At 46.1% G+C, this 19,982-nt stretch carries 13 protein-coding genes; 5 read left to right on the forward strand and 8 right to left on the reverse strand.

The window, feature by feature from the left end; genetic code table 11:
- Window positions 1–167: 167 nt before the first annotated feature.
- Together CUR83_RS00375 and CUR83_RS00380 are read right to left on the reverse strand one after the other, a co-directional pair.
- Complete coding sequence (locus CUR83_RS00375) at window positions 168–3,257, reverse strand: efflux RND transporter permease subunit (RefSeq protein WP_284718847.1); 3,090 nt, start codon at window positions 3,255–3,257, stop codon at window positions 168–170.
- Complete coding sequence (locus tag CUR83_RS00380; RefSeq protein WP_284718848.1) at window positions 3,254–4,597, reverse strand: efflux RND transporter periplasmic adaptor subunit; 1,344 nt, start codon at window positions 4,595–4,597, stop codon at window positions 3,254–3,256. Before CUR83_RS00380 ends, CUR83_RS00375 begins: the two co-directional genes overlap by 4 nt.
- A 485-nt stretch (window positions 4,598–5,082) precedes the next feature.
- Here CUR83_RS00380 and CUR83_RS00385 point away from each other — a divergent pair, with 485 nt between their 5' ends.
- The gene (locus tag CUR83_RS00385) at window positions 5,083–5,211 is read left to right on the forward strand and encodes a hypothetical protein (protein WP_256714007.1); all 129 of its coding nucleotides are present in this window, start codon (window positions 5,083–5,085) and stop codon (window positions 5,209–5,211) included.
- Between the two features lie 165 nt (window positions 5,212–5,376).
- Here CUR83_RS00385 and recG read toward each other — a convergent pair whose 3' ends face one another.
- Window positions 5,377–7,728 (reverse strand): ATP-dependent DNA helicase RecG, encoded by a 2,352-nt coding sequence (gene recG, locus CUR83_RS00390; protein WP_284718849.1) that lies wholly within the window; start codon window positions 7,726–7,728, stop codon window positions 5,377–5,379.
- 406 nt (window positions 7,729–8,134) lie between these two features.
- On the opposite strand from recG, the gene CUR83_RS00395 reads away from it, so the two are divergent.
- Window positions 8,135–9,121 carry a patatin-like phospholipase family protein gene (locus CUR83_RS00395; protein WP_284718850.1) on the forward strand — a complete coding sequence of 329 codons (987 nt, stop codon included), beginning with the start codon at window positions 8,135–8,137 and terminating at the stop codon, window positions 9,119–9,121.
- Between the two features lie 140 nt (window positions 9,122–9,261).
- On the opposite strand, the gene CUR83_RS00400 is transcribed toward CUR83_RS00395, so the two are convergent.
- Window positions 9,262–9,849 carry a hypothetical protein gene (locus tag CUR83_RS00400; RefSeq protein ID WP_284718851.1) on the reverse strand — a complete coding sequence of 196 codons (588 nt, stop codon included), beginning with the start codon at window positions 9,847–9,849 and terminating at the stop codon, window positions 9,262–9,264.
- Window positions 9,850–10,190: 341 nt separating this feature from the next.
- Here CUR83_RS00400 and argA point away from each other — a divergent pair, with 341 nt between their 5' ends.
- On the forward strand, window positions 10,191–11,513 hold the full coding sequence (argA, locus tag CUR83_RS00405; protein ID WP_071002725.1) for an amino-acid N-acetyltransferase: 1,323 nt from the start codon (window positions 10,191–10,193) through the stop codon (window positions 11,511–11,513).
- A 94-nt stretch (window positions 11,514–11,607) separates the two neighbouring features.
- On the opposite strand, the gene bamJ is transcribed toward argA, so the two are convergent.
- Window positions 11,608–12,339, reverse strand: coding sequence for a BamJ family beta-barrel-assembly machinery protein (gene bamJ, locus CUR83_RS00410; protein ID WP_284718852.1), 732 nt, complete (start codon window positions 12,337–12,339; stop codon window positions 11,608–11,610).
- Window positions 12,340–12,816: 477 nt separating this feature from the next.
- On the opposite strand from bamJ, the gene CUR83_RS00415 reads away from it, so the two are divergent.
- The gene (locus CUR83_RS00415) at window positions 12,817–14,487 is read left to right on the forward strand and encodes a mechanosensitive ion channel (protein WP_093070061.1); all 1,671 of its coding nucleotides are present in this window, start codon (window positions 12,817–12,819) and stop codon (window positions 14,485–14,487) included.
- 137 nt (window positions 14,488–14,624) lie between these two features.
- Here the strand turns inward: CUR83_RS00415 and CUR83_RS00420 are convergent, their stop codons facing one another.
- Window positions 14,625–16,064: a hypothetical protein gene (locus CUR83_RS00420; protein ID WP_212564080.1), complete on the reverse strand. Its 1,440-nt coding sequence runs from the start codon at window positions 16,062–16,064 to the stop codon at window positions 14,625–14,627.
- 294 nt (window positions 16,065–16,358) lie between these two features.
- Here CUR83_RS00420 and budC point away from each other — a divergent pair, with 294 nt between their 5' ends.
- Complete coding sequence (gene budC, locus CUR83_RS00425) at window positions 16,359–17,141, forward strand: meso-2,3-butanediol dehydrogenase (protein WP_093070056.1); 783 nt, start codon at window positions 16,359–16,361, stop codon at window positions 17,139–17,141.
- 18 nt (window positions 17,142–17,159) lie between these two features.
- Here budC and CUR83_RS00430 read toward each other — a convergent pair whose 3' ends face one another.
- Window positions 17,160–17,861: a lysophospholipid acyltransferase family protein gene (locus tag CUR83_RS00430; RefSeq protein ID WP_093070053.1), complete on the reverse strand. Its 702-nt coding sequence runs from the start codon at window positions 17,859–17,861 to the stop codon at window positions 17,160–17,162.
- Between the two features lie 167 nt (window positions 17,862–18,028).
- Window positions 18,029–19,918, reverse strand: coding sequence for a DNA topoisomerase IV subunit B (gene parE, locus CUR83_RS00435; protein ID WP_186474995.1), 1,890 nt, complete (start codon window positions 19,916–19,918; stop codon window positions 18,029–18,031).
- Window positions 19,919–19,982: the final 64 nt, after the last annotated feature.

Raw genomic sequence — 19,982 nt, forward strand, 5'->3', positions numbered from 1 at the left:
TGATAATGGCGTTACTATAACGTATTGATATATCAGACAATTAAACGATAGGTAAAAAGGCATATGGGTTCTATGATAGTTTGGTTGTGAGAAGTATCAAAAAACCCCATACGCGGTAGTCACGTATGGGGTGCATGATCATCATGATGACTGTGTATTGCAGTATGTTAAATATGTGGGCTTCTCTTCTTCCCATGTGGCACCAGCCATTTGGCAAACCATCCTGACACATCGTCCATCAACGTATAAACCACTGGGATGACTACCAGACTGAGGAGCGTTGAGGTGACCAGACCGCCCAATACGGCGGCCGCCATCGGTCGCCTAAACGTAGGATCAGCATCACCCCAACCAAAGACCAGGGGTAACATGCCTGCACCCATCGCAATGGTGGTCATGATGATAGGCCGCGCACGCTTGCGACAGGCATCCATAATGGCCTCAAAACGCGCGAGCCCGCGGCGCTGAGCAATCAACGCGTAATCGACGAGTAGGATTGAGTTTTTGGTTGCGATACCCATGAGCATAATAAAACCAATCATCGAGGGCATCGACAGACTACTATTGGTAATGACCAAACCCACAAACGCGCCGCCTATCGATAACGGCAGTGCCATCAAAATGGTAAATGGCTGCAATAAACGGCCAAATAATAAAATAAGAACGCCTAAGATACAGACCACACCCACCGACATCGCAATGATAAACCCACTAAACAGCTCCGCCATATTTTCGGCTTGACCTTGATCAATGATGGTAATCGATGGCGGCAGCGTCTGCATCGCTGGTACCGACTTGACCGCCTGCACCAAGTCGCCAAGCTCGCCATCAGAAGGCTGCACAGTAATACTAATGGCGCGCTCACGATCGAGCCGGTTGATCTGGGCCGGGCCTGTCCCAAAGTTTAGATCGGCCACCTCGCCCACGCGTACCCCTTGTCCTGCAGGCAGCGCGCTTGGCACGTATAGGCCTTCTAATTGGCTGACGTTTTGTTTGGCGACATCAGGCAGTCGCACCACAATAGGAATCTGCCGAGTATCGAGATTAAGCTTAGATAAGCGCTGCTCATAGTCGCCGACCGTCGCCACTCGTAGCGTGGTGGCGATATCTTGCGTGGTGACGCCTTTATCTGCCATTGCCAGTCTGTCAGGCATGACCGTAAGCTCTTGCCTCGGCAGGCTACGGTCACTGGTCACTGCGCCGGCGCTAGGCAGCGCTCGGATTTCAGTCATAATCTGCTGGGCGGTCTGCTCTAGCACCTCTGGATTGGTACTGGTCAAAGAAAAGTTATAGCCCGTCTCGCCGCCGCTCGATAGACCAACGGTAAAGCGTGCGCCAGGTACCTCCGCGAGCAGATGACTGATTTTACGCTCAATCTCTTGCTTAGAGATACGCTCTGCTCGTGGCGCAAGGACGATATCTAGCCCTGCGATATTTTCGGCTTTGCCGCCAGAGCTGGGCTCCATAGCAGCTTGCGCCTCCCCTACCGAGGTAAAGATATTGGTCACTTCGGGCATGGCCAAGATACGCTCACTGGCCATCGCTGCCACGCGCTCGGTATCTTCGAGCGCCACATCTGGCGTCAGCTCAATCTCAACACGCGTCTGATCGATATCATTGTCAGGAATAAAGGAGGTCGGTAGCAACTTCACCAGCATCAATGAAGCGACAAACAGCACCAAAGTTGCGCCGATGGTGATCCAGCGTTGTCGTAAGGTCCATGAAACAATCTTAAGATACCAATCCATCAGCGCGCTTTGTTTTTCCACGCGATTTTTTTCTGGCCGCAGTACGTAAGCTGCCATCATCGGCGTGATCAGTCGCGCTACCATCAAGGACGCAAATATCGATAAAGCCGCTGTCCAGCCAAACTGACGGAAGAACTGCCCAACAATACCGCCCATAAAGGCCGTCGGCAAAAACACAGCAATCAAGGTAAAGGTAGTAGCAACGACTGCCAGACCAATCTCATCAGCCGCTTCCATCGCCGCCTCATAAGGTGTCTTGCCCATACGCAGATGACGAATGATATTTTCGACCTCTACGATGGCATCATCGACCAACACCCCAATCACCAATGACAATGCCAATAAAGAAATAATATTGAGACTAAAGCCAAACAGATACATACCCAAAAAGGTAGGAATAACGGACAATGGCAACGCCACAGCTGCGACAATGGTCGCACGGATATTGCGCAAAAATAAAAACACCACCACGACGGCCAATAGTCCACCTTCTATCAGCATACGCAGTGATGCTTGATAATCCTCGGCAATAGGGGTGGCTCGATCATAGACTTTTCCGATGCTGATATTACCCGTATCGGCCGCCAGTTTGGCAAGCTCGGCATCGACGCGCTCCATGACCTCGACCTCACTGGCACCGCGCGAGCGGGTGATGTTAAACGCCACCACCGTCTGCCCATCGAGCTTAGCAATCGAACTTGGGTCAGCAGCACCATCGGTGATTTGCGCCATACGTCCAAGCGCTTGCGTGCCACCTGTCGGCACGGCCACTTGTAGGTCGTTTAATTCGCTTGCGCGCTCGACCGCCCCAAGCACGCGAATGGTTTGCGTGGTTTTACCGACCTCGGCTTCACCACCTGAGCTGTCCTGCTGAATCCCAGCGATTTGCTGCGATAGCTGAGAGATAGGAAACTTTAAACCACTGAGCGCAATCGGGTCCGCTGCCACGGTGATCTCACGCTGCAGGCCACCGATACGGCTAACGGTACTGACACCAGGGATATCAGATAACCGCTTAGTGACCGTATCATCAACGAACCAAGACAGATCTGCCACATTCATGTTTTCTGCGGCGACAGAATACGTCACCACCGGAAACCCTGCGGTTGAGACCTTAGTAATAATCGGATCATTGGCCGCGGCTGGCAGATCCCCTCGCACCTCACCGACGGCTGAGCGCACATCATCGACCGCTTCTTGGATGTCTTTTTCTAGGACAAACTCAGTGACCATGGTGGCAGCGCCGGTTTGTAGGGTGGTGCGAATATGCTTGACACCTTCGATACTGGTCAGCTTATTTTCGACTTTTTTGGCAATGTCGTTTTCGAGCTGGGTAGGTGCCGCGCCAGGCAGGGTGACGGTCACTACCACGGCAGGCAAATCAATGTCAGGGAACTGCTGCACCTTCATTTGCATAAAGCCATAGATACCGCCCAACGTCAGCAGTACAAACAGCAAAATAGCGACCAACGGATTTCTAATCGAATAAGCAGATACATTTAGGCTCATGAGCGCGCCTGCGAAGCTGTATCAGCGTTATTATTGGATTGATTCAGACCATCGACGATGCGCACCAAATCGCCATCGTTTAAAAAACTACCGCCTTGCTTGACGATTTGACTGTCGCTCGGCAATGGCTCTGTGACCGCCACACTATCGCCGAGACGCTCACCCAAACTCACACGCTGCTGCTTGATACGGCCTGTTTTTTGCGCTGCGTGGTTGGTGCGAATTTGTGTGACCATCATCACATAGTCATAGCCATCATTGCTGACCACCGCACTGTTAGGAACGGTTTGGGTGTTGCTGCTACCCAATAAAAACTCACCCGTTTGATACATGCCAGCGCGTACTTTTGCGTTGGCCGCTAGGCTAGCATAGATGGTGATTTGGCGATTGTTATCCGCTGTCGGTGCGATACGGTTCACCTGTCCCATCACACTATCATCACCGGGTAGAGCAACTCGTACAGGTGTACCAATATTGATATCGCCGACAAGCTTGGGATCTAACTCTGCTCGCCATTCCAATATACCGTCTTTGATAATCGTAAATAATGGCTCACCACCTGCAACCTGCCCAACCTCGATCATTTTGTCACTGATAATACCGCTGACAGGGGCAACTACTGTGGCATTATCAAGGGTCAAACGCTGATTGCTTAAACGGGCTTTGGATGCTTGCAACGCTGCGCGGGCACGTACCTCAGAAGTACGGTAGCGATCGGCTTCTTGTTTACTAATGGCGTCAATATCGATGAGTGGCAATACGCGGGCCGCATCGGCGCTGGCGTTGGCAAGTGTGGCTTCTGCCTCTGCCACATCGGCCTCAGCTTGCAGCACTTGCTGCTCCATCGCATCGGTATCAAACATGGCGAGCACTTGCCCCGCTCTCACGCGGTCGCCCTCTTCGACCAATACACGCTCGATGGCCACACCACTGACTTTTGCACTGACACTAGCGATATCTTTGGCGTTGATGGTGCCATCAGCGCTAAGTGTGCGACCGATATCATCTTGGCTTGGGCTGACGGTTTCTACTGACAAAACAGACTGCCCCGTACTCGCAGTGCTATCAGCTTCATTGCCACCTGCCACACCACTAGAGGCGACTGGCTCCTCTCGTAACTCGTCTGCACTACCGCCCCAATACTTACCTAGCACAAATCCAATCACCAGCACCGCAACCAATGCTGGCAACAACCATAGTGGCATTTTTGCAGGAGAGTTTTTAGATAAGGCATCAGATTGACGATACGGTGGTAGCTCAGCGTGTTGAGGTGTCTCAACATTGGGTTGCTGTCCGCTAGTCGGTTCTTGCTTATTATCAGGGTCTTTAAAGTCACTCATAGTCGGTCTCTATAAATAAGCACAGTACTCGCTAGCGCCGTAAAAGGTATAAAGGAAACAAAGTGGGGCAGGCAGATCTTGTTGATAGTCGCTTTTAATATTGTAGACTAACGCTCAATGGGGTCAATCCTGTTAAGTATCCGCATAGTCAGCCGCCGACCCAGCATAAGATACTATTAAGATATTGAACTTCATCAAGATATTATCACTAAAAACGATGATACGAGTGTTAAATAAAAGCAGATGATGTAGGTATATGACGCTATTAATTCTAGGCTTAAACGCTTCACAGCATGCTATTTCACATTTAGATCGTCAATACTCATGACCAAACATACCGTGATGATGAATGGCATGACATAAGACAACGCCTCTCAAAATCATTAGTCATAAAACCCAGCGATACAGACGCCCTACAGTTTCGGCTTGTATTTATGAGGGGATTTGTCATTATGGTTCTAAATCTATTAATAAAGGAAACCATCATGGCTAATAAATCAGAGGTGAAAAAGCTCAAACAAGAAATTAAAGACACCAAAGCAAAGATTAAGCAAAAAAATAAAGACCTCAAAGCGCTTAAGAAAGCATTGAAAAAAGCAAAAAAAATGAAATAGCTTAAACGGTGTAGCAATTGGCTGTAATAAATAGAAGAGGATGGCAATGGCTGTCCTCTTTTTTTGCTCTTTTTTACTCTCAGTATCAGGATGATCTTATATCATTCAGTGTCATGACGAAAGCCAGCACTAACCACATAACTGATTACCTCACTGATGTATGAACTAGGCATTGGTATAACGACTCGCCTCTGGCATCCAGCGATGAATCAATTGGCTGACATCCGCTTTTCTGGTAGGGTCTGCAATCAAGTGCTTGGCCAAACGCTGCGCAATCGCAAATAACTGCTCATCACGGATAAGATCGGCCAAATAATAGCCAACATTGCCTGTCTGGCGTTTACCGAGCAGTTCACCCGGTCCGCGCAGCTCTAAGTCTTTTTGAGCGATAACAAAACCATCAGTGCTATCACGTAGCACGTTCAAACGCTCCGTGCCTGTTTCTGATAATGGTTTTTGGTATAACAACACACAAAAGCTCTTGGTTGAGCCGCGCCCAACGCGCCCGCGAAGCTGATGCAATTGTGAAAGCCCTAGACGCTCCGCATTTTCGATCACCATGAGCGATGCATTGGGCACATCAACCCCCACCTCAATCACGGTTGTGGCAATTAACAAATCCAAATCACCCGCCTTGAACGCCTGCATGATGGCTTGTTTATCCGCAGACTTCATTTTGCCGTGTACTAAGCCAATGCGAATGTCTAAGCGCTCATTTAAATCTTCATACGTGGCTTCAGCTGCTTGTGCATCGAGCACGCTAGATGCTTCTACTAAGGAGCACACCCAATAAGCTTGCCTGCCTGCCTCGCAATTCACGGCAATACGTTCGATCACCTCATCGCGGCGATTGCGATCGATGGTCACCGTGGTAATGGGGGTACGCCCTGGCGGCAACTCATCAATAATGGAGGTGTCCATATCGCCATAAACGCTCATGGCAAGCGTTCGCGGAATCGGGGTAGCGGTCATGATTAGCTGATGCGGTGTGCTATTGGCCACGCCTTTATTGGTCAATGCCATACGCTGCTCAACACCAAATCGATGCTGCTCATCAATGATCACGAGCCCTAGCTTGGCAAACTGTACTTGCTCTTGAAACAAGGCATGCGTACCAACGACAATTTGTACCGTGTTCTCACTCACCGCTTCTAAGGCCTCACGGCGCTGTTTGGCAGTTTGCTTACCCGCAAGCCAACCAACACCGATACCTAGCGGCTCAAACCATTGCTTAAAGTTCACGAGGTGCTGTTCTGCTAAAATCTCAGTCGGTGCCATGACTGCTACCTGCCAACCACTATCAAGCGCATAACCCGCCGCTCCTGCTGCAACCAAAGTCTTGCCAGCGCCCACATCACCTTGTACCAGTCGTAGCATTGGGATAGAGGTTGCCATATCAGTCGTGATGTCTTTCATCACTCGTTTTTGAGCACCTGTCAGATCAAACGGCAATGCACCAAACAGCTTATCAGCTAGCGGACTGTGGGTTGTACATTTGGGTGCTTTATGCTGATGCAGCTGCTGACGACGGTACAACAGGCTGAGCTGATGGGCGGTCAACTCTTCGATAATCAAGCGCTGACAGGCAGCGTGAGTACGCGCCGTCAGTTGGGTCAACAGCTTATATTGCTGGCTTGCGTTGGTGTAGGTGGGCGGTGTATGTAGCAGTACTAGCGCTTCAAATATCGTTAAGTTATAAACATTGCTATGAGCGATGCGAACAGCTGCGCTATGGCTATCATTATTGACGTTGTAAACGGACGCAGTAGGCCTATTCACACTATTGCCAATCACATGATCAGGCACACTTCGCGCCAATGTCGAAAAAATATCTTCTGGAAACTCTGTCTCTAGCAGTACAGATTTGGCTGGCTCAAAAGGTACTAATGGTAAGTCAGCCACGACGGCAAAATCCTCCGTCGTAAACAACGTCATCGGTAGACCCTGACTACGAACTGTTTGCAGGGCCAGTTTGATCAAAGTGCGCAGCTTATTTTGGTGCAAGCCTTTCACACTAGGATAAATGGGCTGTAGACCCGTATCAGTCGTAGCTATATTATCTGTGATAACTTGATATTCAGGATGGTGTATTTGTTTGCCGTAACGACTGACTTTGACTTCACCAAACAGCTGTAATCGCGTCCCCACATTCATGGTCTGCGCAAGGCCGCGATAGACTTTAAAAAACCGCAAAGCTATGGTGCCCGTATCATCATCCACAGTTACGGTCATGCCGCTACGTTTAGTATCGACATGGACCACACGTCCGGTCATCATAGCCGACTGTCCGTGCGCCACTTCTGCGATTGATACCAGTCGACTGCGATCTTCATAATCACGCGGCAAATGCAGTAGCAAATCAAATATCCGCTTGATATTCAATTGTGCCAATTGCTCAGCTACCTTTGTCCCAACACCTGCCAACGCTGTCACTGGCATATCTAACGCCGAGAGTGGCAAGTCAGGCCTTATATGGTCTGCTGAATTGGCTGAAGAAACATTCATCGATACTGGCATCAAAGATCCTAACAAGGTTATTTATTATTTTTATCTATGTCATCGGCTGTTTTAAATATAACTCACCTAAGAAAGATTGTCATAAAATGACCCGTAAAAGCAGCAAAATATAAACATCGATTCATCTCATTATAGCTGAACAGTCAATGACTTATGCTAAGCTATTCCGTCATGACTGCAAAACCCTTTAAGACAACTTGTTTACATCTATTATAGTCGAACCACTATTAAAGTGTTACAGCGTTAGACTCGTTTAGCCTACTACTGTAGTACTTGCACTCGTCTGCCTTGTACCACTTTTAATATTGATTGACTATATATAAATAGTAGCTGTCTTATTTTCTACAACATGGTTTTTCTGCATCATGGTTTTTATAAACTACGGTCATTTTATAAGGTGTTTTTTATGTCAGACTCTGCTCTATATCGACCGTCTCATCAAGGTTTAAGTATATTACGTCTTAGCATGCTTGCCATAGTTGGGTTATGCGTCAGTGCTTGCAGTACCCTAACACCCACTGCTCAAACACCTAAAACGCCAGCGCCTATCGTGAAGTTACCTAGCGTCGCATTGGTCTTGGGTGGCGGCGGTGCCAAAGGGTTTGCCCACGTGGGTGTGATAAAGGCATTGGAAGAGAGTGGCATCAAACCTACCCTGATCGTCGGCACGAGTGTCGGCAGTTTAATCGGTAGCCTGTATGCCAGTGGATACACGCCTGCACAGCTTGAGCAGTTGGCACTGACCACCACTGATGGCGAGCTGACAGATTTTACGTTGTCCAATCAAGGCTTTGTCGAAGGCATCAAACTCAAAAACTTTGTGAATGAAAAAGTTCGCGGACAAGTCATAGAAGACTTTCCAATTACCTTTGCCGCCGTTGCAGCAGAAAAAAACACCCTAAAAAAAGCCGTCTTTACCACAGGTAATGCAGGGCTTGCTGTCCAAGCATCCTGTAGCGTGCCCAATATTTTTATTGCCCCGCGTATTCCAGAAAAAGTCGGCAAAAAATATATTGACGGTGGCGTGGTCAGCCTCGTACCCGTTGACAGCGCACGCGACTTGGGCGCTGATATTGTTATTGCTGTTGATGTGACTGCCGCTCAAGTCAATGGCCCTATTGATGATAGAGCAATAACCATCAGCTCATTAAGCGACTTTTGGGGCTTTCTTGAAACCAATATCGTATCCTCTACCAATCGCTCCCCATCAATAAGCCGCGAACGAGATCGCGCGGACATTGTCATTACGCCTAATGTCGGTCGTAATAGCTCAATAGTTACCAGGCAGCGTCGTACGCTGATAGAAGCAGGTGCACAAGCCACGACGCCACAAATCAACGCCATCAAACAGCTGATTCGAGAGAAATCTACTAGCAAATATGCGACGCTTTAATTAACTTTATTGCGTACTCATCACAAGAGTTAAGCGACATTAAATCCAATGCATAAAAAAGCACCACCGTTATAAACGGTGGTGCTTTATCAATAATAAACATCATTATCTGACGAACTTTTACTATAAAGGTCTCAGCGTTATTTAACGCGCGCGCGATATTTCACTGCAACGGTGTCGTTCAAACCGACACCTTCAAGATCCCAACGAACCGCTTTATAGTATTTTAGTGCCACATCTTGTAGTTGATTGTCTACCTTGGTACGTAGTGGCATACGGGCGAAGTTGTTGCCATCAACACTACCATATGGGAACTCAGGTGCCACTGTACCAAGCAATTCTACTTGATCTGGGATACTCATGGTGACCGTCATCTTACGGACGCGATCGGCATTGGTGTTGGTAAAGTAGCCTTGATACTCCAATACGTTACCTGATTGCAAACGAGTATTGGTATCGACAGGGACGAGTACTTCTTGACCATTGGCATCAACACTGACCAGTGACGCGGTAATTTTACTATTAACCGCTTGGGCACTTGAGTTGCTGCTCGCATTTGTATTGGCTTGAACTGCCGTTGAGCTATCAACTGCTTGCTCTGGTGTTGGCAGCATGGCAGATGCCTGCGTGACTACCATCGCACCGATGAGCGTACCGGCAACAACGTGAAATAAGCGATGACCGCTCCAAGCACTAAATGGGCTAGCAAATTGGTTACTTTTTTTCATAGTTCTCATTATCCCTGATTGATATATCGGTAAAGCACAGATGGCAAAAACTGAGTTGTCTTAACACATAGTCAATAATTAAAAGAATCAGATTCATTATTTTTATTGATTATCTTCGTTCATTGACAGTAAAGCAATAGCGCTTAGCATAGCAAAAAGCATTTGTGGGTACATTAACCCCGTGTTGAGGTTGTGTATATCACCGATGAGCAATAAAAAGACCTCAACACAGCTGAAATAAAAGATAGCTCATAACCGCGTTTTTTGCTATGGTAAATCTTTAGCGTTAGGCATTTTTTTGCTACGCCCTTTTTCTTATTCTAACGACTACTGCTCCCATTATGACTACTAGTTCCATGCCACAGATTAACCCTGAATACGTCCATTGGTTCCGTAACTCTGCCCCATACATTAATACGCATCGCGGTAAGACTTTCGTGATTATGTTTGGCGGTGAAGCGGTCAATCATCCTAACTTCAGCACGCTGATTCATGACTTTGCCTTGCTCCATAGTTTGGGTATCAAGCTGGTACTGGTACACGGGGCGCGACCGCAGATCGAAAAAAACCTAAAAGACGACAATATTGAATCTCCGCTGCATCAAGACATTCGTATCACGCCGCGTGCTGCAATGCCCGCTATCCTGCAAGCGGTTGGCGCAATTCGCTTACAGATCGAAGCACAGCTGTCGATGGGACTGGCCAATTCGCCGATGTACGGCTCACGTATTGACGCCATCTCAGGCAATTTTGTCACGGCGCGCCCTTATGGCATTCGTGAAGGCATTGATTATCAAATGACGGGTGAAGTGCGCTCTATTGACGTTGAAGCCATCAAAAACAACCTACTGCATGACCATATCGTGATTTTGGGCTCTATGGGCTATTCTGCGACGGGTGAAGTATTTAATTTGCTCGCTGAAGACGTTGCACTTAGCGCCGCAGTAGAGCTGGGTGCTGATAAGCTGATATTTTTGGGCGAAGAAGCAGGTATCAATGATGGTGATCGTTTGCTACATGAGATGATTCCTAACGAAGTGGATCGCTTCTTACGTGACCGTGATTTGAACTGTGAAATCAATTATTTCTTGAACTGCGCAAGCTTGGCTTGCCGTCAAGGTGTCCATCGCACGCATATCATCTCCTATGCCAAAAACGGTGCATTATTAGAAGAATTATTCACTCGTGACGGTTCTGGTACGCTAATTAGCCATGATCCTTACGAAGAAATTCGCCGTGCCAATATCGATGACGTCGTTGGCCTTATCGAGCTGTTATCCCCTCTAGAAGAGCAAGGTATCTTAGTCAGCCGCTCACGTGAACGCTTAGAGCAAGAAATCGACAACTATAGCGTCATCGAACGTGATGGTATGATTTTGGGTTGTGCAGCCTTGCATACGCTAGACGCAGAGTCCGCAGAAGTCGCTTGTGTTGCCGTACGTCCTGAATATCGCAATGGTAGCCGCGGTGCTGATTTGCTCGCGTTTTTAGAGCAGCAAGCGCGCAGCCATGGTCTACATAAACTGTTTGTACTGACCACGCGTACCGCCCATTGGTTCGTTGAGCAAGGCTTTGCGGAAGTTGAGGCAAGTGCCTTACCAGCAGCACGTCTGGAGAAGTACCACAATGGTCGCAACTCTAAAGTCTTTCAAAAAAACCTATAATTTATAGACAAACTGATATAAAACCTCTGCGCATAAAAAAGCCTTCATAATCATTATGAAGGCTTTTTTTATAGATGAATGCTTCAGCCGCGCATTACTTTACTTTTAATAGCTCAACCGTAAAGATAAGCGTGCTATTTGGCTCGATACCAGCGTTACCCGCTTCGCCATAGGCGATGTCTGATGGGATATAGAACTCGTACTTGCCGCCCTCTTTCATCAACTGTAGACCTTCCGTCCAGCCAGCGATTACTTGGTTTAGTGGGAACTCAATTGGCTCACCACGCTCATATGAGCTGTCAAATACGGTACCATCGATCAATTTACCTTCGTAGTTCACTTCCACCACGTCAGTTGCTTTTGGCGATTTACCTGTACCTTCTTTCAATACTTTATATTGCAGGCCAGAATCCGTTTGCTTCACGCCTTCTTTTTTCGCATTTTCTGCTAAGAATGCTGTGCCAGCAGTTTTATTTTCTGTTGCTTTGGTTTGCATGTTTTTTGCGAACTGCTCTTCTTGCTCTTTTTGATACGTCATCAATACTTCTTGCATTTGCTCTTGGGTCAATGCTGAATCATTGCCTTCGTAACCATCACGGAAACCTTTTTCAAAAGTATCCAGGTTCAAATCTTTGACAGCTTCTTTATTGCCTTCTGCCATCATGAATCCTAAGCTATAGCCCACTTTTTCACTTGCTGAGCTTTGCTCTGTGATAGAAACGCTTTGAGCAGCTGTTTCTTGACTGCCGTTATTGGTGCTACAGCCTGTCATTAACAACATAGCACTAGCAAGGGCACTAATGCTTAAAGTAGTGATTTTTTTCATAGATTACTCTCTGATAGATTACTCTCTGATTGTAAGAATAGTGGCGAGATGTCACATTGCTCTATAATAACAAATCTTAGTTTTGGGAACCACGCTTTACATGAAATTATCGGGCGAATGTACAGTCTGTGTTAATATTTCCTATTATAATAACAAGTTATCACACAAATATAGTGGCAGGTAAAGCTTTCTATCTTTAAATCCATCAATACATAGGCTAAGCTAAATTAGGTAAGGAGATAAGTAATCGAATGTTGGTATTTATCATTGATATATGATTGTCAGTAGCAAAGCGATAACTAAAAACCAGCCTGATACTTTTGATAATTACTTTTATTCGAAAATGATAATATCTTCCCATAACTCAATTTAAAGACACTATTTATAATAAACTATCTGTATATTTGTCTCATTCAACAGTGATTGTAATAACAATACTTTTGAGTGTTACCTATAGAATGATTCAAGGAGGATAAGATGAACCCAATGTATACATCTTTTAACGGTTATCTTGGTGGGCCTATCGGTTCTATCATTGGCGCTATCTTGATATTTATCATTGGTTGGCTGGTCGCACTTGGTATCGCAGCACTTGTGCGCGGTGTCCTATCTAAAGTCAATCTTAATCAACGTATGAACTCTTCAACCGGTAAAACTTACGATCTTGAGGGAATTATCTCCAAGATTGTTTTTTGGTTTATTTTTATCATTGCTATTTCAGGGGCGCTTAACCAACTAAATTTAAACTCAATCTCGGCGCCATTTGCAAATATGGTTAATCAAGTATTGGCATTTATCCCTAACCTCGTCGGTGCGATCGCGCTTGGTGTAATTGGTTGGGTTATCGCCACTGTCGCACGCACTGCAATCAATGCGGCGCTTTCTAAAACGACAATGGACGAGCGTCTAAGCGCACAAGCAGGCGTAAAACCAATGAGCAGCACCATCGCTGATATGGTTTACTGGTTCATCTTATTGGTTGTTTTGACCATGGTACTCGGTCAGCTAGAGCTTGATGGTTTGTTTGCACCATTGACTAATATGGTCGACAAAATCTTCAGCTTTATCCCTAACATCCTAATCGCTGGTGTGGTCTTTGTTGTTGGTTATATCATTGCCAAAGTCGTACGCGGCATTGTGACCAATCTTGTTTCTACTTTTAATGTTCAAGAGTTAGCGACGAAAGCTGGCTTAAGTGAACAAAACAGCCTACCTAATATTGCCGGTTCGCTAGCATTTTTAGTGGTTATTATCCCAACGATTATTGCTGCTTTGAACGCATTAAAAATCGACGTTATTGCTCGCCCTGCGACCAATATGTTGAATAAAATCATGGAAGCATTGCCTAACATCTTCATGGCAGTGGCTATCTTATTTGTGACTTTTTATGTTGTACGTATGGTTGCAAATATCGTCAAAGGATTGCTTGAAAACACTCAAATCAATCAAATGCCTGCCAAAGTTGGCTTGCAAGAGACTATGGGTGACAAGAGAATCTCTGACTTAGTTGCTTATGCGATTATCTTCTTTGCTATGCTATTTGCTGCTATCGCAGCTGCTGATTTACTAGGTTTCGAGCCTATCTCAGCAATTATTACGATGTTTATCGCATTTGGCGCTAACATCATCTTAGGTGCGATTATCCTGTTCATCGGATTTTGGCTTGCCAATATTATTGCAGGTGTTGTTGAGCGTTCTGAACAAGGTTCACAATTCTTAGCAAACATTGTGCGTGTATTGATTATGGGCCTTGTACTTGCTATGGGTCTAAAAGCAATGGGTATTGCAGATTCAATCGTGAATCTAGCATTTGGTCTAACGCTAGGTGCCGTCGCCGTCGCCTTTGCCCTATCATTTGGTCTTGGTGGTCAAGAAGCAGCCGCACGTTTCCTACGTAAAATGCAAGATAGAATGGATCGTGAGCGCGACGAAGCAAAAGCAAAATCCACGCTGCAGCCAAGCTCATCAACGCAAGAAAAAGTTGCTGATTCAGTTCGTGACAACACACCTTCAGCTGCTAGCACGTCAACTACTGATTTGCGCACTGATGTGATTGACACTCCTCGCGTAGATACTGATACCAATGATATCTATAACAGTAATCAAATCCTTCCTGGTAATGATCTTAACGATGATATCAATAAATAAGTATCAGTAATTACCTACTCTTAGATAAGAAAAAGACAGCCTAGGCTGTCTTTTTTTGTGAGTGTCAGTATAAGTTAGACTTACAGCAGCTTCTAGCAGAATACTCAGCTCGATTTTCAAAATATGTTACGTGCTCATTATTTCTTTCGCGCTGGTATAGAAAGGCTTAGACGTACTTGAGGCAACTTGTCAGATTGAGGATGACTTTCAGAGTTTTGAGCAGCTTGCTTCTTTGCCTTTTGCGTATTTTGAAGCGACTTTTTACTCTTTAATTGTTGTATTTGCTTGGTTAGCTGTCGCTCTCTTTGCGTCATCGCGTCCACTGACTGAATCCACACATCAATATCGATGAACGTTTCATTTACCTCAGTAATAAAGTCGATACCGAGTACAACGATATGATGCAGCTCTGCTATTGGCAATCGAGTCGCAACATCCTGTGCAATTTTTGCTAGATTCGGTTGAATAACATTTTTGCTATTCTTTGCTTGAGCGTTTTGTCCATAGAATATCAGTACATAATGCCGCCCCAAGGTTTCGTAGGAATGCTGATGTACGATATATCCATCTTGTTGCAGCGTCTTACTTTGCTTAGGATGTCTATATAGCGTACGGATCAGCTCATGACGCGAAAATAAAGACTCATCTAATAGTTGCTGCTGCCAACGAAACCCCAACGGCTCAGTTGATGATTCTTGGTCATTACTAGATGTCTGCTTATCAGCATATGCTGCTATCATTTGTGTACTGAGCTGTGACCATAGCGTGGCTGCCTGCTGCATATGCTGTTGGTACATCTGCGCAGTCGTGCTCTGATTCTTATATGCAAGCGCCATGGCCACCAACGCTGGATTAGGTTTGTCCTGAATGTCGTACTTGATAAGTGCATTGTCTACTGTGATCGCAGGTGTGAATAAAGAGGCGCTTTGCAAAAATTCAGCGACTAGCACTTCTTCTGATACAAAACTTGGGACATGGCTGATAGCCGAATATTGTAGTTGCTCTAAGTGATAATTCAAAAACCGCCATAACTCACAGGGTGTCTGTACCGCAACCAGTATTAAGTGCCAGTCATGCCAGCTGAAGACTTGCAATTGCTGCCCGCCCTCACTCATGTCTACAACCAAGTCCTCCAAAAAGTAACGAGCACCAAAAGCATGTTGCAAGTGATTTAATTGCTTGCTGTCCTGACTATCAGTATTTTTCTTATGACCATCTACTACATTATCAGTCAGCTGAATATCGAAAACCAAAATATCATGAGTCTGTGCAATATGTTCATTTTGAGACAATGAAGATTTATGCCATGCCAGCGCAGCTTTTACAGCAGTCATACGTGCTCGCTCAATATCAGCTGAGCTTGTACTCATTGGCAAGTATAATATCAGTGCCAGCAGTTGCAGCTTGCCCGACGAGAGCTGGTAATGATACGAGCGTGCGCTATAGCGAGCATCATATTGCTGTTCAGTAGTCTGCATACCAGCCAGAGCGATGTCTACCGCTGCTGTCTGTAAGTAACAGGCCAGCTCACTAGCAAGGTAGCCCCCATCGGATATTATAGTAGACGAATGAGACACAGATTCTAGCCCTTTATAATCTTATGATATGTGATGAATGACATTTTGGCTGATTAAAATGGTGGCATATTTATAAACATAATCATCAGCATTTCAACATTTTTACGAATGTAAAATTACGCTACATAAGCACTATCAGACGCAGTCGCTTTCAACGTAATGACTTGTTATGATGATATCAAAGCAGCAATGCTTGTGCGTGGATCTTATAGTTATAAGCTGCGCTCACGTATCAATGTCAGGTACGTTTATCGAATTTTAATAAGCACTATATAATAACAAGGATTGAGCATTATGAAGCGTTTCAAAGAAAAAACCGTCATTGTCACTGGAGCCGGCTCAGGTATGGGACGCGCCACTGCTCTGCGTTTCGCTAATGAAGGCGCGACTGTGGTACTAGTGGGACGAACCTCTGAAACTTTAGAGGAGACCGCAAAACAGTTTCCAGAAGATCATACATGGATTCATACCGACAACTACATGACCATCACCTGTGATATTAGTGTACAAAGCCAAGTACAAGAAATGGTAAAACGAGTGATTGAGAGATTTGAAAAGCTCGATATCGTCGTCAATAATGCGGGCAAAGGTATGGAAGGCAAAATAACGGACTTATCTAGTGAGGATTGGCACGCAGCTATTGATGTCAATTTAAATGGTACTTTTTATGTCTGTCAGGCTGCAATGCCGCATCTCATCAAGACACAAGGCAATATCGTCAATGTCTCATCGCTCTCAGGTATCGGCGGTGATTGGAACATGGCCGCTTACAACGCTGCCAAAGCAGGCGTCACCAACTTGACACGTACGTTAGCGATGGATCATGGCCCTGATGGTGTGCGCGTCAATGCGGTCAACCCTACCGCGACTAAGACCAACATGACCAAAGACATGCGAGAAGATCAAGAAAAGGTCGATAAATTTTTAGCACGCTGCCCTCTAGGACGCTTTGTGACTCCTGAAGATATCGCCGCCGCGATTACCTTTTTAGCCAGCGAAGATGCGGCGATGATTACGGGCGTTAATTTGCCTGTCGATGGCGGCGTGAGCGCCTCGAACGGACAGCCTAATTTCTAAACCTGCTATACTCTACGATTATCCTTTAAAGAAGGCTTGATTAACATCTTGTAGCGGCTGTGAGAGCCGCTCAGGATGATAAGGCATTACCCCGCCGTACTGGGCATAAATCTTTGGCAAATCCTCTTCGATATTACCCGTCGGGTAAACCATCTCCAAAAATCGCACTTCTTTAGTATTATAATCTAACGCTACTGGTAAGATAGGTACATTGGCTCCTACTGCCAAGTAATAAAACCCAGTTTTCCAGCTGTCAGTATATTTGCGCGTGCCTTCAGGCGCTAAACCCAAAAACAAAGTCTTATTATTTTTAAACTTATCGATACTCGCTTGTAGCACTGAGCCTTTGGCTTCGCGATTAATAGGTATGATACCAAGCCAGCGCATGAGCTGCGCCAGCACTGGTATTTTGAACAGCGTATGCTTGCCCATAATACTGATTTTGAGATCCAGTGCAAACAAGCAAGGTAGCGCATATATCCCGTCGATGTTGGAGGTATGAGGGACAGCCAAGACCACCGCTTGTGAGATATTAGGGATAGAGCCTACGGTCTTCCAGCCCGCCGACTTCATCAGCATACGACCTATTTTAGGAGTCAGTTTACCGCCGCGCTTAGGGATTAAGTTGCCCAGATCTTTTTTATTAAGCTCAGGCAATACTTTAGAGCGTCTGTTCGCAGTAGGTTTAGCAGTGGGACTGGTTTTTGGGTTTGAGGACATAATAGCACTACACAATGAGAATACCCCATCATAGCATTAACCTGAGCGGACTAACTTATTATTTATATTTTGCTTTATCTGTATAGCTTGACTAGATTTTAGTCATAAAAAAGGGATAACGCTTAACGCTTATCCCTGTGTGAAAATCGTTTAAAAACTTTGTAACTCTATAACGCAATATCGGCTAAGTTACCTTTATTCTCAAGCCATGACTTGCGATCAGCGGCACGTTTTTTCGCGAGTAGCATATCCATGATGCCATTGGTCAGTACCATATCGTCCATATCAAGCTGCACCAAGCGGCGCGTATCGCGGCTCATCGTCGTCTCACGTAGCTGCTCAGCACTCATCTCACCCAGTCCTTTAAAGCGGGTGATTTGCGCTTTTTTATTGCCCGGTACCTTGGCTAATATATGCGCAAGCTCTGGCTCATCTAGCGCGTAATGCACCTCTTTACCCACATCGACACGGTATAACGGCGGCATGGCAACGAATAAATGACCGGCATCCACTAGCGCAGGGAAATGCTTCACAAATAACGCGCAGATCAGCGTCGCAATGTGCAGGCCATCAGAATCAGCATCTGCTAAGATACATATCTTGTCATAGCGCAGCTCGGACAGATCATCAGAGGCAGGATCCACACCGATCGCAATAGCAATATCATGAATCTCTTGGCTTGATAGTACCGTATCCGAAGAGACTTCCCATGTATTCAAAATCTTACCCCGCAGTGGCAATATCGCTTGATAGTGACGATCACGTGCTTGCTTAGCACTACCGCCTGCCGAGTCACCCTCTACTAGGAACAGCTCTGCGCCATCGCGCAAATCACCGCGACAATCCGCCAATTTTCCCGGTAACGCTGGTCCCTGAGTGATTTTCTTACGAGCGACTTTTTTGGCTGACTTTAGGCGACGTCCTGCTTTATTAATCGCCAATTCAGCAATCTGCGTGCCCATATCCGCATGTTGATTTAGCCACAAGCTAAAGGCATCTTTTGCCAAGGTCTGTACAGCGGCTGCAGCTTCGCGGCTAGAGAGACGTTCTTTGGTTTGACCAGAAAACTGCGGCTCAGAAAACTTCAGGGATAAGATATAGTTCACCCCATCCCACACATCTTCTGCGGTTAGCTTCACACTGCGTGGTAATAAATTATGAATATCACAAAACTCACGCAACGCTTCTAGGATACCTGTACGCAGTCCATTGACGTGGGTACCGCCCTGCGCTGTCGGAATCAGGTTGACATAGCTTTCTTGAATCGGTGTACCACCCTCAGGCAGCCAAGACAAGGCAAAGGTCACACCCGCACGTTCGCCCGCTTTTGCATCATAATTATAATAAAACGGTGCTTCAGGTAGTGTCTCAAGACCGTCTAGCTGCTCGCTTAGATACTCGACAACCCCATCGGTAAATTGCCAAACGACCTTTTCATCATTGATATCATCGGTGAACTCAATCGTTAGTCCCGCGGCCAAAACCGCTTTGGCTTTCAAGTTGTGCTTGAGCTGTTTAACATTAAATTTGGGCGTATCAAAAAAGCTACCATCTGCCCAGAAGTGCACTCTGGTACCACGTTTGCGTTTGTTTGAGCTGACTGATTCCGTCAACGGCGTCACGGCTGCGCCATTTTCGAACGCCATATCAAACTGGGTGCTATCACGCCATACCGTCACTTCGACGCGCGTAGATAGCGCATTGACGACAGAGATACCTACACCATGCAGACCGCCCGATACTTCATAATTAGAAGTCGAGAACTTACCACCCGCATGCAAACGGGTCAAAATCAACTCAATCCCTGATTGACCAAACTCAGGGTGAATATCGGTTGGCATACCGCGCCCATCATCTTCGACAGACAGCGACCCATCACTATGCAGCTGCACTTTGATGGTTTTGGCATAACCCGCCAACGCTTCATCCACCGAGTTATCAATGACCTCTTGCGCCAAATGGTTTGGTCGCGTAGTATCGGTATACATACCTGGGCGACGACGTACGGGTTCCAGCCCTTCTAAAACTTCTAACGATTGCGCATTATATTGACTCACAAATGCATCCTTAACTATTCATGTGCGTTTAACTCTATAAAACCATTATAACCAAAAACAGCGA

This window comes from Psychrobacter pocilloporae (assembly GCF_029872915.1).
GTDB lineage: Bacteria > Pseudomonadota > Gammaproteobacteria > Pseudomonadales > Moraxellaceae > Psychrobacter > Psychrobacter pacificensis.

Coding starts and splice junctions, on each gene's coding strand:
- CUR83_RS00395 (WP_284718850.1), top strand. CDS start 8,135: ATGTCAGACTCTGCTCTATATCGACCGTCTCATCAAGGTTTAAGTATA.
- CUR83_RS00400 (WP_284718851.1), bottom strand. CDS start 9,849: ATGAAAAAAAGTAACCAATTTGCTAGCCCATTTAGTGCTTGGAGCGGT.
- CUR83_RS00385 (WP_256714007.1), top strand. CDS start 5,083: ATGGCTAATAAATCAGAGGTGAAAAAGCTCAAACAAGAAATTAAAGAC.
- bamJ (WP_284718852.1), bottom strand. CDS start 12,339: ATGAAAAAAATCACTACTTTAAGCATTAGTGCCCTTGCTAGTGCTATG.
- recG (WP_284718849.1), bottom strand. CDS start 7,728: ATGCCAGTATCGATGAATGTTTCTTCAGCCAATTCAGCAGACCATATA.
- CUR83_RS00380 (WP_284718848.1), bottom strand. CDS start 4,597: ATGAGTGACTTTAAAGACCCTGATAATAAGCAAGAACCGACTAGCGGA.
- CUR83_RS00415 (WP_093070061.1), top strand. CDS start 12,817: ATGAACCCAATGTATACATCTTTTAACGGTTATCTTGGTGGGCCTATC.
- argA (WP_071002725.1), top strand. CDS start 10,191: ATGACTACTAGTTCCATGCCACAGATTAACCCTGAATACGTCCATTGG.
- CUR83_RS00430 (WP_093070053.1), bottom strand. CDS start 17,861: ATGTCCTCAAACCCAAAAACCAGTCCCACTGCTAAACCTACTGCGAAC.
- CUR83_RS00375 (WP_284718847.1), bottom strand. CDS start 3,257: ATGAGCCTAAATGTATCTGCTTATTCGATTAGAAATCCGTTGGTCGCT.
- budC (WP_093070056.1), top strand. CDS start 16,359: ATGAAGCGTTTCAAAGAAAAAACCGTCATTGTCACTGGAGCCGGCTCA.